Origin of the sequence: Mycolicibacterium bacteremicum, assembly GCF_002086115.1 — a bacterium.
GTDB classification, from domain to species: domain Bacteria; phylum Actinomycetota; class Actinomycetes; order Mycobacteriales; family Mycobacteriaceae; genus Mycobacterium; species Mycobacterium bacteremicum.
Genome location: NZ_MVHJ01000008.1, coordinates 24,432 through 39,945, shown reverse-complemented (window position 1 = coordinate 39,945; position 15,514 = coordinate 24,432). Strand labels below are relative to the sequence as shown.

General features: G+C 68.9%; 13 protein-coding genes. 7 read left to right on the top strand and 6 right to left on the bottom strand.

Annotated features, from left to right (window positions below):
* Positions 1 to 83: 83 nt before the first annotated feature.
* Positions 84 to 1,622 (bottom strand): dolichyl-phosphate-mannose--protein mannosyltransferase, encoded by a 1,539-nt coding sequence (locus tag BST17_RS11530; RefSeq protein WP_083058009.1) that lies wholly within the window; start codon positions 1,620 to 1,622, stop codon positions 84 to 86.
* Positions 1,623 to 1,648: 26 nt separating this feature from the next.
* On the opposite strand from BST17_RS11530, the gene rsmI reads away from it, so the two are divergent.
* Positions 1,649 to 2,521 carry a 16S rRNA (cytidine(1402)-2'-O)-methyltransferase gene (gene rsmI / locus BST17_RS11525; RefSeq protein ID WP_083058008.1) on the top strand — a complete coding sequence of 291 codons (873 nt, stop codon included), beginning with the start codon at positions 1,649 to 1,651 and terminating at the stop codon, positions 2,519 to 2,521.
* 19 nt (positions 2,522 to 2,540) lie between these two features.
* Positions 2,541 to 2,996 carry a hypothetical protein gene (locus tag BST17_RS11520; RefSeq protein ID WP_234807639.1) on the top strand — a complete coding sequence of 152 codons (456 nt, stop codon included), beginning with the start codon at positions 2,541 to 2,543 and terminating at the stop codon, positions 2,994 to 2,996.
* Here BST17_RS11520 and BST17_RS11515 read toward each other — a convergent pair.
* The 5 genes from BST17_RS11515 to metG all read right to left on the bottom strand — a co-directional run bounded on the left by BST17_RS11515 (position 2,933) and on the right by metG (position 9,328).
* Positions 2,933 to 4,183 carry an aminodeoxychorismate synthase component I gene (locus BST17_RS11515; protein ID WP_083058005.1) on the bottom strand — a complete coding sequence of 417 codons (1,251 nt, stop codon included), beginning with the start codon at positions 4,181 to 4,183 and terminating at the stop codon, positions 2,933 to 2,935. The two genes, BST17_RS11520 and BST17_RS11515, sit on opposite strands and share 64 nt — an antisense overlap.
* 19 nt (positions 4,184 to 4,202) lie before the next feature.
* Positions 4,203 to 5,087: an RNA polymerase sigma-70 factor gene (locus tag BST17_RS11510; protein WP_109750107.1), complete on the bottom strand. Its 885-nt coding sequence runs from the start codon at positions 5,085 to 5,087 to the stop codon at positions 4,203 to 4,205.
* Positions 5,088 to 5,154: 67 nt separating this feature from the next.
* Positions 5,155 to 6,303, bottom strand: a complete 1,149-nt coding sequence (locus BST17_RS11505; protein ID WP_083058002.1) for an NAD(P)/FAD-dependent oxidoreductase — start codon at positions 6,301 to 6,303, stop codon at positions 5,155 to 5,157.
* Between the two features lie 89 nt (positions 6,304 to 6,392).
* Positions 6,393 to 7,742, bottom strand: coding sequence for an NADP-specific glutamate dehydrogenase (gene gdhA / locus BST17_RS11500; protein ID WP_083058000.1), 1,350 nt, complete (start codon positions 7,740 to 7,742; stop codon positions 6,393 to 6,395).
* Positions 7,739 to 9,328, bottom strand: a complete 1,590-nt coding sequence (metG, locus tag BST17_RS11495) for a methionine--tRNA ligase (protein ID WP_083057999.1) — start codon at positions 9,326 to 9,328, stop codon at positions 7,739 to 7,741. Before metG ends, gdhA begins: the two co-directional genes overlap by 4 nt.
* A gap of 25 nt (positions 9,329 to 9,353) precedes the next feature.
* On the opposite strand from metG, the gene BST17_RS11490 reads away from it, so the two are divergent.
* The 5 genes from BST17_RS11490 to BST17_RS11470 all read left to right on the top strand — a co-directional run bounded on the left by BST17_RS11490 (position 9,354) and on the right by BST17_RS11470 (position 15,413).
* Positions 9,354 to 10,205 carry a TatD family hydrolase gene (locus BST17_RS11490; protein ID WP_083058263.1) on the top strand — a complete coding sequence of 284 codons (852 nt, stop codon included), beginning with the start codon at positions 9,354 to 9,356 and terminating at the stop codon, positions 10,203 to 10,205.
* A gap of 96 nt (positions 10,206 to 10,301) precedes the next feature.
* The gene (locus BST17_RS11485) at positions 10,302 to 11,429 is read left to right on the top strand and encodes a resuscitation-promoting factor (RefSeq protein ID WP_083057997.1); all 1,128 of its coding nucleotides are present in this window, start codon (positions 10,302 to 10,304) and stop codon (positions 11,427 to 11,429) included.
* Positions 11,426 to 12,361 carry a 16S rRNA (adenine(1518)-N(6)/adenine(1519)-N(6))-dimethyltransferase RsmA gene (gene rsmA / locus BST17_RS11480; protein WP_083057996.1) on the top strand — a complete coding sequence of 312 codons (936 nt, stop codon included), beginning with the start codon at positions 11,426 to 11,428 and terminating at the stop codon, positions 12,359 to 12,361. Before BST17_RS11485 ends, rsmA begins: the two co-directional genes overlap by 4 nt.
* Positions 12,362 to 12,534: 173 nt before the next feature.
* Complete coding sequence (locus BST17_RS11475; protein WP_083057994.1) at positions 12,535 to 13,497, top strand: 4-(cytidine 5'-diphospho)-2-C-methyl-D-erythritol kinase; 963 nt, start codon at positions 12,535 to 12,537, stop codon at positions 13,495 to 13,497.
* A 278-nt stretch (positions 13,498 to 13,775) separates the two neighbouring features.
* The gene (locus BST17_RS11470; protein ID WP_083057993.1) at positions 13,776 to 15,413 is read left to right on the top strand and encodes a fatty acyl-AMP ligase; all 1,638 of its coding nucleotides are present in this window, start codon (positions 13,776 to 13,778) and stop codon (positions 15,411 to 15,413) included.
* Positions 15,414 to 15,514 lie beyond the last annotated feature (101 nt).

Here is a 15,514-nt window from a genome sequence, read left to right as displayed (position 1 = left end):
AGCGTGCGTGTCTGCACCCCAACACGCCGCGTTCGCAGCAGAGAAAGCGCACGCTCACCGCGCAGTACAGACGCGCGAGAACCTCACCGCCAGGACGGCAGCCAGATCTGCATATGCCAGGTGGCCTGCGAGATGGGTAGCCCGGTCAGGATCGGGTACAGCCAGGCGAAGTTCGTGATCACCAGCGCCACATAACAACTCACCGCGATCAGACCCAGCGTCCGTCGTTCGGAATTCTGCCGTGGCTGGTAGAGGATGTCGCCGAGGATCAGCGCTATCAGCATCACCAGGAACGGCGCCATCGCGGTGGCGTAGAAGAAGTACATCTGCCGGTCGATGGCGAAGAACCACGGGATGAAACCGGCGCCGTAGCCGACCAGTACCGCCGCGTAGCGCCAGTCGCGGCGCACGAACGCCCGCCAGCACGCCCACAGCAGCACCGGCACCGCGATGAACCACATGGTCGGCGTGCCGACCAGCATCACCGCCTTCACACAGGACTCGGCCCCGCACCCCGGCACGTTCTGCTGGTCGATGGCGTAGAGCACCGGGCGCAGCGACATCGGCCAGGTCCACGGTTTGGACTCCCACGGATGGTGATTGCCCGCCGCGTTCGTCAGCCCGGAATGGAAGCGGTACACCGACGCCGTGTAGTACCAGAGCGAGCGGATGGCATCGGGCAGGAACCCGCCCTCGCCGATGGTGCGGCCCACCTCGTGCCGGTACACGCCGGTCTCGGAGGCGAACCAGCGCGCATAGGAGGCCAGATACACCGCGAACGGGATGAGCACCAGCGCGTACACCGACGGCCCGGCATCGCGGCGCAACGCCCCCAGCCAGTGCCGCGGCACCCGGTAGGCGCGGCGGGCGGCGATGTCGAAGGCCAGCGTCATCACCCCGAAGAACGCGATGAAGTACAGCCCGGACCATTTCGTCGCGCACGCCAGGCCCAGCAGCACCCCGGCACCGAACCGCCACCACCGCACACCCAGACGCGGTCCCCACGGCGTGTCCGCGGCGCGGCCCTCCAGCAACGCGATGTGCAACCGCTCGCGCACCTGGTCCCGGTCGACGATCAGCGCGCCGAATGCCGCGACGACGAACACCACCAGATACACGTCCAGCAGGGCGGTGCGCGCCGAGACGAAGCTGACACCGTCGGCGATGATCAGCAGCCCGGCGATCGCACCGATCAGGGTGGACCGGGTGATCCGGCGGACGATGCGGGCGACCAGGATCACGATGACGACGCCGCACACCGCGCCGCTGAACCGCCAGCCCAGACCGGTGTAGCCGAACAGCCACTCGCCGACGCTCATCAGCATCTTCGACAGCGGTGGGTGCACCACCAGGCCGTAGCCCGGATTGTCCTCGATGCCGTTGTTGTGCAGCATCTGCCAGGCCTGCGGCGCGTAATGCTTCTCGTCGAAGATCGGGGTGCCGCCGTCGGTCGGCGACCCCAGGTTCAGGAACCGGGTCAGCGCGGCCAGCGCCCCGATGATCGCGGTCATCACCCAGCCCTGCAGCCGGTCGACGGGCCCGAAGTCGGGGACCGGGACAAGCGGTCCGGGACTGATCACGGGTGCGGCGCGCTCCGATTGCACGGTGTCAGGAGCGGTCATCACCGACGATCGTAGGCTTTGCAGTTGTGGAACCCCCGGTCGCTACGCTCCTACCCGCCGAAAAATCGGCCGGCCGACTGCTCCTGGGGGCCACCCCGTTGGGTCAGCCCGGCGACGCCTCGGCCCGGCTGATCCGCGCCCTGGCCGGGGCGGACATCGTCGCCGCGGAGGACACCCGGCGGGCGCGGTCGCTGGCCACCGCGCTGGAGGTGACACCCGCGGGGCGGGTGCTCAGCCTCTTCGACCAGAACGAGGCGTCGCGGGTGCCGATGTTGGTCGACGAGATCGCCGCCGGCGCCACCGTGCTGCTGATCAGCGATGCCGGGATGCCACTGATCAACGATCCGGGCTACCGACTGGTGACGGCCTGCGTGGCGGCCGGGTTGACGGTCAGCTGCCTGCCGGGTCCGTCGGCGGTGACGACGGCGTTGGCGGTCTCCGGGCTGCCCGCCGACCGGTTCTGCTTCGAGGGGTTCGCGCCGCGCAAACAGGTCGCCCGGCGCAGCTGGCTGAGCGGGCTGGCCACCGAGGAGCGCACCTGTGTGTTCTTCGAGTCGCCGCGGCGGCTGGCCGACACGCTGGCCGACGCCGTGGCCACCCTGGGCGGCGACCGGCGCGCCGTGGTGTGCCGGGAGCTGACCAAGACCCATGAGGAGGTCCGGCGCGGGACGCTGGCCGGGCTGGCGGACTGGGCGGCCGCCGGGGTGCTCGGTGAGATCACGGTCGTGCTGGCCGGTGCGCGGCCGACGGCCGATCTGCACACCCTGGTGGCACAGGTGACCGACCTCGTCTCCGACGGTATGCGGGTCAAGGATGCGTGCGCGCAGGTCGTTGCGGCCAATCCGGGCGCGCCGTCCAAGCGTGAGCTCTACGATGCGGTGTTGAAGTCGCGCGACTGAGCCTGCGGGGGTGTTCGGTATGAGTACGACGATGTTCGTGGTGTTGCTGGTGGTCGGAATCCTGGTTGCCGTCGGCGCACTGATCGCCATTCCGCTGCTGTGGTGGTTGCCGCGTCGCAGCGCGGCCGTCAGCGCACAGTTCGGTGCCGAGCTGGCCGGTGAGACCCTGGTGCGCGGACCGGAGAAGGGGTCATACCGGGGAGCCACCGCACCGGGTTATCCGACCGTGAAGAACGCCGGGTTGATCGCGCTGACGCCGCGGCGGCTGCTGTTTCGCACCCTGACCGGTAAGACCATCGAGGTCCCGGTCGCCGAGATCACCGGGGTGCGGGAGTCGACCGTGTTCAAGGGGTCGGTGGTGGGCGGACAGACCCATCTGATCATCGACACCGCCGCGGGGGAGATCGCGTTCTACGTCTTCTCCGGCAACGCGGCGTGGGTCACCGCACTGACCGGGCTACAGCCGGCACCCTGACCCAGCGCGACGATGGAGGCCGCCTTGTGCAGGCACTCCTGCCACTCGGCGGCCGGGTCGGAATCGGCGGTGATGCCGCCCCCGACGCCGAGGACCGCGTTGCCGGCGGCATCGAATTCGACGGTCCGGATGGCCACGTTCAGTTCGGTACCGGCCGAAGGCGAGGCCAGTCCCACCGTGCCGCAATAGATTCCGCGATGATGCTGCTCCCAGTCGCCGAGCAGCTCCCGGGCCCGGCCCTTGGGCGTCCCGGTCACCGACGCGGGCGGAAACGTCGCCTCGAGCACCGCGGACATGGGCGTGGCGACCGGGATGCGCGCGGTGACGGTCGAGACCAGATGCCACACCCCCGGTGCGGGACGGATCCGCAGCAGTTCCGGCACGGCGACCGATCCGGTGACGGCGAGCCTGCCGAGATCGTTGCGCACCAGGTCGACGATCATGATGTTCTCGGCGACGTCCTTGACCGAGGCGCGCAGCAGCGCGGGTGATTCATCAAGGGGCAGTGTGCCTTTGATGGGGCTCGACGAGGTCGCCTCGCCGCGGCGGCGCAGGAACAGCTCCGGCGACAACGAGGCCACCGCACCCCAGGGCCCGGCGATGAAGGCCGCGCGCGCCGGGGCGGTGCGCGCCACGGCGTCGACGAAGAAATCCAGCGGATCACCGGTGAGCCGGCCCCGGAATTGGGTGCACACGCAGGCCTGGTAGACCTCGCCTGCGCCGATCGCGTCCAGGCAGGCGGTCACGCCGACCAGGTGCCGGTCGCGGTCGGGTGCGGTCCAGGCCAACCGGTACGGCCGCGCCGGCGTGCCGGAGATGCCGGAGAGCCAGTCGGGAAGTTCTTTGTCGGTGAGACTTTCGTGCCACCACTGGCCGTCGGCGTCCTGGCGCAGCACCGAGTCCGACCAGCCGCCGGCGGCCTGCGGGATACGCGGTGGCCCCGGCCCGTCGGGATAGGACAGGTAGCCGAACCAGCCGCCGCCGACCGTGTCCGAGGTGCCCGGGTAGGCCTCGAACAGCTCCGCGGCGGGTTCGGCGGCCAGCGACGGCGCTATCACCGCGCGAGAGCCGAACCAGTCGCCGATCAGCGCGGCCGGCGGCGCCATGCCGTGCCGGGCAGCGGCATCGGCGACCCAGCGCAACACCTCGGGGGCGTTGCCCAGGTTGCCGAGCCGGTCGATGCGCACCGGTCCAGCTTTCCAGAGGCTAGCGGCCGATGGCCCTCGGGATAGCCGCGGTGGTGAGCTTGTCCGGGTTACGCATGGCGTAGAAGTGCGAGATCTTGCCCTCGGTGATCTCGACGGTGATGACGCCCTCGAAGCTCTCGCCCAGGTAGAGGTTGAGGGCGGGAGCGTTGTTGTACGTGGTGTATTCGACGCGGCCCTGCTCGCCGGACAACCGGAACAACCCGATGATGAGGCGGGCCACCCGGTCCGCGCCGTGCACCGGCCGCCGGGCGGCGCTGACCTTGCCGGCGCTGTCGGCGGTCCAGACCACATCGGGTGCCAGCATCTCGACCAGGCCGGCGACATCGCCGGTGGCCGCGGTGAGCAGGAATTGGGTGGTGAGCTGCTCGCTGACCGAGCTGTCGACCGGTTCGTAGCGTTTGCGCCGGGCGTGCACGTGCTCGCGGGCGCGGTGCGCCAATTGACGCACCGCGGCCGCGGATTTGCCGACCGCCGCGGCGATTTCGTCGTGACCGAAGCCGAACACCTCACGCAGCACGAACACCGCGCGCTCGTCCGGGGACAGCGTTTCGAGCACCACCATCATGGCCATCGAGACCGATTCGGCCAGCACGATGTCCGCGGCGGCGTCCGGTGCGTCCACCCGCAGCGGTTCGGGTAGCCACGGCCCGACGTACTCCTCGCGCCGGCGGGCCTGCGCGCGGAGCGTGTTGAGCGACTGCCGGGTCACCAGCTGGGCCAGATAGGACTTGGTGTCACGCACGGTGTCCAGGTCCACCTCGGCCCAGCGCAGATAGCTCTCCTGCAGCACATCATCGGATTCGGTTGCCGAGCCCAGGATTTCGTAGGCGATGGTGAACAGCAGCGGGCGCAGCGCGGTGAAGCGCTCGGCGTGCTCGCTCATGCGGTTGCCTCGCAGGCTCGGCTCCCGCATGCCGTGCCGATGATTCGCTCGCAAGCTTCGCTCATGCTCACGCCGTCTCCAGCTGCAGCGCCTTGGCGCGCTTGGCGCTCTTGAGCCAGAAGTAGGCACCGGGCTTGCGGGCCTCCTTGCGCAGGAACGCCAGGGTGCCCTTGCACACCTGCTCCTTGACCAGGGCGGCGGCCCGGCCGCCGAGGTACAGCCGGATCGGGGTGTCGTCGGTGCGCGCGAGCTGGATGGTGCCGCCGGCGCGGCCCAGGCTGATGCACTGGCCGGTGAAGGCCTGGCTGATCGGGGCCGGATCGGTCCCGGCGATGCGCGCCAGCACGGTGTTGGCGGCCTGGGCGCCCAACGGCAGCGCGGCCTGGCAGCTCATCCGCAGTGGCACCCCGGACGGGGCGGCCGCGTCCCCGGCGGCGACAATACGGTCGTCGTCGATGCTGGTCAGCGTCTCGTCGGTGAGCAGCCGGCCCAGGTCGTCGGTGCGCAGACCGCTCGCCGCGGCCAGCGCGGGCACGCCGAATCCGGCGGTCCAGACGGTGGCGGCACTGGGCAGGACCCGGCCGTCGGACAGCGTCACGTCGGCCGCGCCGACGGCGGTGACGGTGGGCCCTTCGATGACCGTTGCGCCGAGCTTGGCGAGCTGCTTGGCCACCGACCGGCGCCCGGGCGCACTCAGTGAGGGCCCGAGAACCGGCCCGGCGACGAGTGTGACGGTGCGGCCGGCTTCGGCGAACTCCGCCGCGGCCTCGATCCCGGTGAGGCCGCCGCCGACCACGACGACCGGCGCGGCGGCCGGTACGCCGAGCAGGCGCGCGGCCAGCCGCTGGGCATCCTCCAATTCGCCGACCGCGTAGGCGAATTCGGGTGCTGAACCGCCGGTGCTGCCGACGGCGTAGATCAGCTGGTCGTAGTCGAGCGCAGCGCCGGACGCGAGCTCGACCCGGCGGGCCGCGGTGTCGATCCGGTTGGCCGTGTCGACCACCAGCCGCACGCGTGCCCCGAGCAGCTCGGCGTAGTCGGCGACGGCGTCGTCATTGCCGATCGCCAGCTGGTGCAGCCGGATCCGCTCGACGAACTGCGGGCGGGCGTTGACCAGGGTGACGTCGACGTCGTCGCGCTGCAACAGGTGGTTGGCGGCCAGCGCGCCGGCGTAACCGCCGCCGATGATGACGATGCGAGCCGTGATCTCGGTCATGATGTCTCCTTGTTCTGGGCGGGTCATGCCCTCAAGACACCGGCGCCGCAGGATGTGTGACACCGCCACGGCAAGTGTGGCTCAGATCACTAAATCAGACCGAGGGCCAGCATCGCATCGGCCACCCGGATGAATCCGGCGATGTTCGCGCCGGCCGCGTAATTGCCGGGCTGGCCGTACTCGTCGGCGGTGGCCAGGCAGGTGTGGTGGATGCGGCCCATGATCCCGGCCAGGCGCGCCTCGGTGTCGTCGAACGTCCAGGAGTCCCGGGACGCGTTCTGCTGCATCTCCAGCGCACTGGTCGCCACCCCGCCGGCGTTGACGGCCTTGCCCGGTGCGAAGGTCACCCCGGCCTCCCCGAAGTGCTTGACGGCCTCGGGGGTGCACGGCATGTTCGCGCCCTCGGCGACGATGCGGCAGCCCGACTCGATGAGCGCGGTGGCGTCGGCGCCGTTCAGTTCGTTCTGGGTCGCGCACGGCAGCGCGATATCGCAGGGCACCTGCCACACACTGTGCTGCGTCACGAACCGGGCCGACCCGCCGCGGGCGTCGGCGTACTCGCCGATGCGGGCCCGGCGCACCTCTTTGATCTCCTTGAGCAGTTCCAGGTCGATCCCGGCCTCGTCGACGATGTAGCCGCTGGAATCCGAGCAGGCGGTCACGATGCCGCCGAGGGACTGCACCTTCTCGATCGCGTAGACGGCCACATTCCCCGAACCCGAGACCACGACCTTCTTGCCGTCGAACGAATCCGAGGTGGCCCGCAGGATCTCGTCGACGAAGAAGACCGTGCCGTATCCGGTGGCCTCGGTACGGACCTGGGATCCGCCCCAGCTCAACCCCTTTCCGGTGAGCACGCCGGCCTCCCAGCGGTTGGTGATCCGCTTGTACTGACCGAACAGGTAACCGATCTCGCGTGTCCCGACGCCGATGTCGCCGGCCGGGACGTCGGTGTGCTCGCCGATGTGCCGGTACAGCTCGGTCATGAACGACTGGCAGAACCGCATGATCTCGTTGGTGGAGCGGCCCTTCGGATCGAAATCGGATCCGCCCTTACCGCCACCGATGGGCAGCCCGGTCAGCGAGTTCTTGAAGATCTGTTCGAAGCCGAGGAATTTGACGATGCCCAGGTACACCGACGGGTGGAAGCGCAGGCCGCCCTTGTAGGGTCCCAGCGCGGAGTTGAACTCGACGCGGAAGCCCCGGTTGATCTGCACCGCACCGGAATCGTCGATCCACGGCACCCGGAAGATGATCTGCCGTTCGGGCTCGCACAGCCGGCGGATCACTGCGTTGTCGGCGTACTCGGGGTGTTTGGCCACCACCGGTCCGAGGCTGGTGAGCACCTCGTAGACGGCTTGGTGGAACTCGGTCTCGCCCGGATTGCGCTGCGCCACTTCGTCATAGATGTCGTGCAGCCGCTCGTGCAGGCTGGTCATGGCGCATCCACCTGGTAGCGCGGGAACACCCCTTCGGGCTTGGGCAGCGCAGTGCCCGGCACCAGCCGGGTGCCGATCGCAGTGAGGTCGCGGGCCTGCGGTGCCTGGCCGAGCAGGTCGAGCAGTTTGGCCGTTGCGGTCGGCATCACCGGTTGGGTGAGCAGGGTGGCGATGCGCACCGTCTCCAGCGTCGTGTACAGCACGGTGCCGAAACGGTCCTGCGCCTCGGGGGTATCGGTCTTGCGCAGCACCCACGGTTGCTGCGCGGAGAAGTACCGGTTGGCCGCGCCGAGTACCGACCAGATGGCGTCCAGCGCCAGGTGCATGGCCTGCTGGTCGTAGCATTCGCGCACCCGGTCGGCCAGCGCATCGGCGGCGGCCAACAGGTCGTTGTCCTCGGGTGTGAACGCGCCGGGCAGCGGGACCACCCCATCGAGGTTCTTGTTCACCATCGACAGCGAACGCTGCGCGAGGTTGCCCAGTTCGTTGGCCAGATCGGCGTTGACGCGGCCGATGATCGCTTCCTCGCTGTAGCTGCCGTCCTGGCCGAACGGCACCTCGCGCAGGAAGAAGTAGCGCACGGCATCCACACCGAATTCGTCGACGAGCACCAGGGGGTCTACCACGTTGCCCAGCGATTTACTCATCTTCTCGCCCTTGACGTTGATGAACCCGTGGGCGAATATCCGCTTCGGCAGCGGTAGTCCGGCCGACATGAGGAACGCCGGCCAGTACACCGTGTGGAACCGGATGATGTCCTTGCCGATCATGTGCAGGTCGGCGGGCCAGTATTTCTCGAAGTCCTCCGAGCTGGTGTCCGGGAAGCCGACACCGGTCAGATAGTTGGTCAGCGCGTCCACCCACACGTACATGACGTGATCGGGATGGTCCGGCACCGGCACACCCCAGTCGAATGTGGTCCGTGAGATCGACAGGTCGCGCAGCCCTCCGGAGACGAAGCTGACGATCTCGTTGCGGCGCACATCGGGCCCGATGAACTCGGGATGCTCCTCATAGAGCGCCAGCAGCCGATCGGTGTACTCGGAGAGCTTGAAGAAATAGGTCTGTTCCTCGGTCCAGGTGACCTCGGTGCCGGTCTCGATAGCGGTGCGCGTGCCGTCCGCGGCCAGCTGGGTCTCGTCCTCGTTGAAGAAGCGTTCGTCACGCACCGAGTACCAGCCCTGGTAGCTACCCAGGTAGATGTCACCGGCATCGTTCATCCGGCGCCAGATCTCCTTGGACGCCTCGTAGTGGTCGGCATCGGAGGTCCGGATGAAGCGGTCGTAGGAGGCGCCGAGGCGTTCCTGCATGCGTTCGAAGACATCGGAGTTGCGGGTGGCCAACTCGGCGGCGGTGATACCCAGCTTGGCCGCCGTCTCGGCCATCTTGAGGCCGTGCACGTCGGTGCCGGTGAGGTAGCGCACGTCGTATCCGTCGAGGCGCTTGAACCGGGCGATGGCGTCGGTCGCGATGTACTCGTAGGCGTGGCCGATGTGCGGGTCGCCGTTGGGGTAGGCGATGGCCGTGGTGATGTAGTAGGCGGGGGCCGGGGTGCGCGCCCCCGCGCCGGTGCGAGAGTCAGTCATTTGGCTCTCACCTTAGGGTGTGGTCGTGAGCTCGAAGAGAGAGAAGCCGCCCGCTCCGGAGCCGCTGACCCCGCTGATCGACGCGCACACCCACCTCGATGCGTGTGGCGCGCGGACCGCCGCGGACGTCACCGCCATCCTGGACCGGGCCGGGGCGGTCGGCGTGCAGGCCGTCGTCACCATCGCCGACGATCTGGAGGCCGCCGGCTGGGCCGCGCAGGCCGCCGACTGGGACCCCCGGGTCTATGCCGCGGTCGCGCTGCACCCCACCCGCGCCGATGCCCTCGACGATGCCGCCAAGGCCGAGCTGGAGACGCTGGCCGCGCATCCGCGGGTGGTGGCGGTGGGGGAGACCGGCATCGACATGTACTGGCCGGGTCGCCTCGACGGCTGCGCCGACCCCGCGCAGCAGCGCGAGGCCTTCGCCTGGCACATCGACCTGGCCAAGCGCACCGGCAAGCCGCTGATGATCCACAACCGGGACGGCGATGCCGAGGTGCTCGACGTGCTGGCCGCCGAGGGTGCCCCGGACACCGTGATCTTCCACTGCTTTTCCTCCGACGCCGAGATGGCCCGCACCTGCGCCGGGCACGGGTGGCTGATGAGCCTGTCGGGCACGGTGAGCTTCCGCAATGCGCATGCCCTGCGCGAGGCCGCCGCCGTCATCCCGCCGGAACTGCTGCTGGTGGAGACCGACGCCCCGTTCCTGACCCCGCACCCGTTCCGCGGCGCACCCAACGAGTCGTACTGCCTGCCCTACACCGTGCGGGCGCTGGCCGACATCCTGGACCGCCCGGCGGTCGAGGTGGCCCAGACGACCTTCACGAATGCGCTCCGGACATACCGCTTCGGTACCCTCACGAGTTGGCGCGGTTGACGTAACTTCGTTACCGTCCTGTTATCGAACCTGGGACAGCGGTGGCTCGCCTTGCCGGCCGCCCGGTGCCGCGCTCACACGTCGGGAATCAAAGCTTTGAACGTACTGAACAAACTTCATGAAACGCGCTCGCCCGCATTGCGGCTCCTGGTCGGCGCGCTCCTGCTCACCCTGGTGTTTGCCGGCGGCGTCGCGGTGGCCTCGCACAAGACCGTGACGCTCAATGTCGACGGGTCCCCGCTGACCGTGGCGACCATGAAAACGCGGGTCATCGACGTCGTCGAGGAGAACGGTTTCACCGTCGGTGAGCGCGACGATCTCTACCCCGTCGCCGACGCGCAGGTACACGACGCCGACATCATCGTCCTGCGCCGCAGCCGGCCCCTGCAGATCTCGAAGGACGGCCAGGGCAGCACGCAGGTGTGGACCACCGCGGCCACCGTGCAGGAGGCGCTGGCGCAGCTGTCCATGACCGACACCGCCCCCGCCGCCGCCTCCCGCGGCACCCGTGTTCCGTTGGCGGGCATGTCTTTGCCCGTCGTCACGCCCAAGACCGTGCAGCTCAACGACGGCGGCAAGGTCAGCACCGTGCGGCTGGCCGCCCCCAACGTCGGCATGCTGCTCGAAGCCGCCGGGGCGCCGCTCCAGCAACGTGACACCGTGATTCCGGCGGCCTCCGCCCCGGTGGTCGACGGCATGCGGATCGACGTGACCAGGGTGCGGATCGAGAAGGTCACCCAGCAGGTGCCGCTGCCCCCGGTCAGCAACCGTATCGAGGACCCGACGCTGAATCAGAGCCGGCAGATCGTGGAGGATCCGGGCACCCCGGGCCTGCAGGATGTCACCTTTGCTGTCGCGCGCGTCAACGGCCAGGAGACCGGCAGGCTGCCAGTAGCCAATGTCGTCGTGAATCCGGCGCGCGAAGCTGTGCTGAGAGTCGGGACGAAACCGGGGACCGAGGTGCCCCCGGTGTCGCAGGGCCACATCTGGGACGCCCTCGCCGGATGCGAATCCGGAGGTAACTGGGCCATCAACACCGGCAACGGATATTTCGGTGGTGTCCAATTTGATCAAAACACCTGGGAGCGACAGGGCGGTCTGAGGTATGCTCAGCGCGCGGATCTGGCGACTCGAGAAGAGCAGATCGCGATTGCTGAAGTAACGAGGGCGCGTCAGGGTTGGGGCGCCTGGCCGACATGTAGCGCGAGATTGGGGTCAAGGTGACCATCCGACTGCTCGGGCGTACCGAGATCAGGCACCTGGCACGGGAGATCGACTTCCGTCCGAGGAAGGCTTTCGGACAGAACTTCGTCCACGATGCCAACACCGTCCGCCGTATCGTGTCCGCCTCCGGTATCCACCGACAGGACTGTGTGCTCGAGGTCGGTCCCGGCCTGGGCTCGCTGACCCTCGGCCTGCTCGACCGGGGCGCCCGCGTGACCGCCGTCGAAATCGATCCGGTGCTCGCCCGCCAGCTCCCGAAGACCATAGCGAACCACTCGCACAGCGAGATCGGCCGGCTGACCGTGCTGAACCGCGACATCCTGACCCTGAAGTCCGGTGACCTGGACGAGCAGCCCACCGCGCTGGTCGCCAACTTGCCCTACAACATCGCGGTGCCCGCGCTGCTGCACCTGATGGCGGAATTCCCGTCCATCAAGACCGTCATGGTGATGGTCCAGGCCGAGGTCGCCGAGCGGCTGGCCGCCGAGCCCGGCGGCAAGGACTACGGCGTCCCGAGCGCGAAGATCCGCTTCTACGGTGAGGTGCGCCGGTACGGCATGGTCTCGCCGACCGTCTTCTGGTCGATTCCCCGGGTGTACTCCGGACTGGTCCGCATCGACCGGTACGAGACGTCCGAATGGCCCACCGATGCCGAGTTCCGCGAGCAGGTGTTCAACCTGATCGACATCGGCTTCGCGCAGCGTCGCAAGACCTCGCGCAACGCGTTCGCCGAATGGGCCGGTTCCGGTAATGCCTCGGCCGAGCGTCTGCTGGCCGCGAGCATCGATCCGGCCCGGCGCGGTGAGACGCTGTCGATCAAGAACTTCGTCACCCTGCTGGAGCGCTCAGGTGAGCTGGCACCGGCGCCGAAGCCGGCCCCGGCCGAGCAGATCGCCGAGACCGAGTCCTCGGCTAACTCCGTGCAGGCGTAATCACCGTCCGGATCTCCGGACTCAACCCGGTGAGCGCCGCTTGGATCCGTCGAATGTGATCCTTGACACACCGCTGTGGCAAACCTTAGTGTCGGTGCACAGCGGCGGGATCGACGAGGGGTATCTCACCACTTGTGCCTTCGGTGCTCGCGGCACAGCGGTAGTGTCGTGCGGTGTCTGCTTCTGACGGAGATACCGCCACCGAATGGGTGGCCTCGGGTTCGGTGACCGTACGGGTTCCGGGCAAGGTCAATCTCTATCTTGCGGTCGGGGACCGTCGTGACGACGGCTACCACGAACTGACCACCGTCTTCCATGCCGTGTCGCTGTTCGACGAGGTGACCGTCCGTACGGCGGACATGTTGACGCTGGAGATGCTCGGTGAGGGCGCCGAGGGCCTGCCCGTCGACGGCCGCAACCTGGCCTGGCGGGCCGCCGAACTGATGGCCGAGCATGTCGGCCGGGCGCCGGAGGTGGCCATCACGATCACCAAGTCCATCCCGGTCGCGGGTGGGATGGCCGGCGGCAGCGGCAACGCTGCGGCCGTGCTGGTCGCCATGAACACGCTGTGGGAACTCGGGGTGCCGCGTCGGGATCTGCACGCGCTGGCCGCCCAGCTGGGCAGTGACGTGCCCTTCGCCCTGCACGGCGGCACCGCGCTGGGCACCGGCCGCGGTGAGGAACTGGCCACCGTGCTGGCGCGCAGCACCTTCCACTGGGTCTTCGCCTTTGCCCACGACGGCCTGTCCACGCCGGCGGTGTTCGGCGAGATCGACCGGCTCCGCGACGATCCGCAGTGGAGTGGGCCGCCGCGACTGGACGATGCCGAACCGCTGCTGGCCGCGCTGGCCACCGGCGATCCGCACGTTTTGGCGCCGCTGCTGGGCAACGACCTGCAGCCCGCGGCGCTGAGCCTGCGCTCGGATCTGCGCCGCACGTTGCGCGCCGGAGCCGAGGCCGGCGCGCTGGCCGGCATCGTCTCCGGGTCCGGCCCGACATGTGCCTTCCTGTGTACCTCGGCCGCCCATGCCGTCGATGTGGGTACCGCGTTGTCGGGGGCGGGCGTGTGCCGCACGGTGCGGGTGGCCAGCGGTCCGGTGCACGGCGCACGCGTGGTGCCCGAGCCGGTGCGCTGACACCGACGGTGCGCCGGTTAAACCTCCGCACGTGTGACACATGCCTCAATCGGCGCGATGGTTTGGCAGTTACTTAAGGGTTCTTTAAGATGGGCTCGGTGGAAACTGGCCGGCGAGCAAAAGGCCGGTGACCACCGAAATGAGACACAACTGCTTCCCAATTGTGTGTGCGCGCCTCTGCTGAAGAGTGCACCTGCAGGCGGAATATAGGGAAACGCGCGAGGAACCTGGAGCCGACGACGACGTCGCTTCGGCCCCAGTCACCCCAGGAGGTTGCCGTGAGCCGCTTTACCGACAAGATGTACCGCAGCGCCCGGGAGAGCACGCGGGGCATGGTCACCGGCGAACCCTACGAGCCGGTGCGGCACACCTGGGCCGAGGTGCACGAGCGCGCCCGCCGGGTGGCCGGTGGTCTGGCCGCCGCCGGAATCGGACACGGTGACTCGGTCGGCGTGCTGGCCGGCTTCCCGGTCGAGATCGCACCCACCGCCCAGGGAGTGTGGATGCGCGGCGGCAGCCTGACGATGCTGCACCAGCCGACCCCGCGCACCGACCTCGCCGTCTGGGCCGAGGACACCATGACCGTCATCGGCATGATCGAACTCAAGGCCGTCATCGTCTCCGAGCCCTTCATCGTCGCCATCCCGGTGCTCGAGGAGAAGGGCATCAAGGTCCTCAAGGTGGCCGACCTGCTGGCCGCCGAACCGATCGACCCCGTCGAGACCGGCGAGGACGATCTGGCGCTGATGCAGCTGACCTCCGGCTCGACCGGGTCCCCGAAGGCCGTGCAGATCACCCACCGCAACATCCACTCCAACGCCGAGGCCATGTTCATCGGCGCCGAGTACGACGTCGACACCGATGTCATGGTCAGCTGGCTGCCCTGCTTCCACGACATGGGCATGGTCGGCTTCCTGACCATCCCGATGTACTTCGGTGCCGAACTGGTCAAGGTCACCCCGATGGACTTCCTGCGCGACACCCTGCTGTGGGCGCGCCTGATCGACAAGTACAAGGGCACCATGACCGCGGCGCCGAACTTCGCCTACGCGCTGTTCGCCAAGCGGTTGCGCCGCCAGGCCAAGCCGGGCGAGTTCGACCTGTCGACCCTGCGCTTCGCGCTGTCGGGCGCCGAGCCCGTCGAGCCCGCCGACGTCGAGGACCTGATCGACGCGGGCAAGCCGTTCGGCCTGAAGGCCTCGGCGATCCTGCCCGCCTACGGCATGGCCGAGACCTGCCTGGCGGTGTCGTTCTCCCCGTGCAACGCCGGCCTGGTCGTCGACGAGGTCGACGCCGACCTGCTGGCCGCGCTGCGCCGGGCGGTGCCGGCGAGCAAGGGCAACACCCGCCGGCTGGCCTCGCTGGGTCCGCTGCTGCGCGACCTGGACGCCCGCGTGGTCGACGAGGACGGTGCCGTGCTGCCGGTCCGCGGCGTCGGCGTCATCCAGCTGCGCGGTGAGTCGGTCACCCCGGGCTACATCACCATGGCCGGCTTCCTGCCGACCCAGGATGAGAACGGCTGGTATGACACCGGCGACCTCGGCTACATCACCGAGGAAGGCAACGTCGTGGTCTGCGGCCGCGTCAAGGACGTCATCATCATGGCCGGGCGCAACATCTACCCGACCGATATCGAGCGCGCCGCCGGCCGCGTCGAGGGTGTGCGCCCCGGTTGCGCCGTCGCGGTGCGCCTGGATGCCGGCCACTCGCGCGAAACCTTCGCCGTCGCAGTGGAATCCAACGCCTACCAGGACCCGGCCGAGGTGCGTCGCATCGAGCACCAGGTCGCCCACGAAGTGGTGACCGAGGTCGACGTGCGGCCGCGCAACGTGGTCGTGCTCGGGCCGGGCACCATCCCGAAGACGCCGTCGGGCAAGCTGCGCCGGGCCAACTCGGTCGCTCTCGTCACCGGCTAGATTCCCCCTGGACTTCCCGGCGAGCGTGCGTGTCTGCGGGCAACACGCCGCCACCCGCGCCGAGTGTGCGCACGCTCGGCTGCCGAAGGCAATCCGTATCG

Bases quoted from the DNA above. Each gene is read 5' to 3' on its own strand.
- BST17_RS11530 (WP_083058009.1), bottom strand. From the start codon at position 1,622: ATGACCGCTCCTGACACCGTGCAATCGGAGCGCGCCGCACCCGTGATC.
- BST17_RS11520 (WP_234807639.1), top strand. From the start codon at position 2,541: ATGAGTACGACGATGTTCGTGGTGTTGCTGGTGGTCGGAATCCTGGTT.
- BST17_RS11510 (WP_109750107.1), bottom strand. From the start codon at position 5,087: ATGAGCGAGCACGCCGAGCGCTTCACCGCGCTGCGCCCGCTGCTGTTC.
- BST17_RS11505 (WP_083058002.1), bottom strand. From the start codon at position 6,303: ATGACCGAGATCACGGCTCGCATCGTCATCATCGGCGGCGGTTACGCC.
- gdhA (WP_083058000.1), bottom strand. From the start codon at position 7,742: ATGACCAGCCTGCACGAGCGGCTGCACGACATCTATGACGAAGTGGCG.
- metG (WP_083057999.1), bottom strand. From the start codon at position 9,328: ATGACTGACTCTCGCACCGGCGCGGGGGCGCGCACCCCGGCCCCCGCC.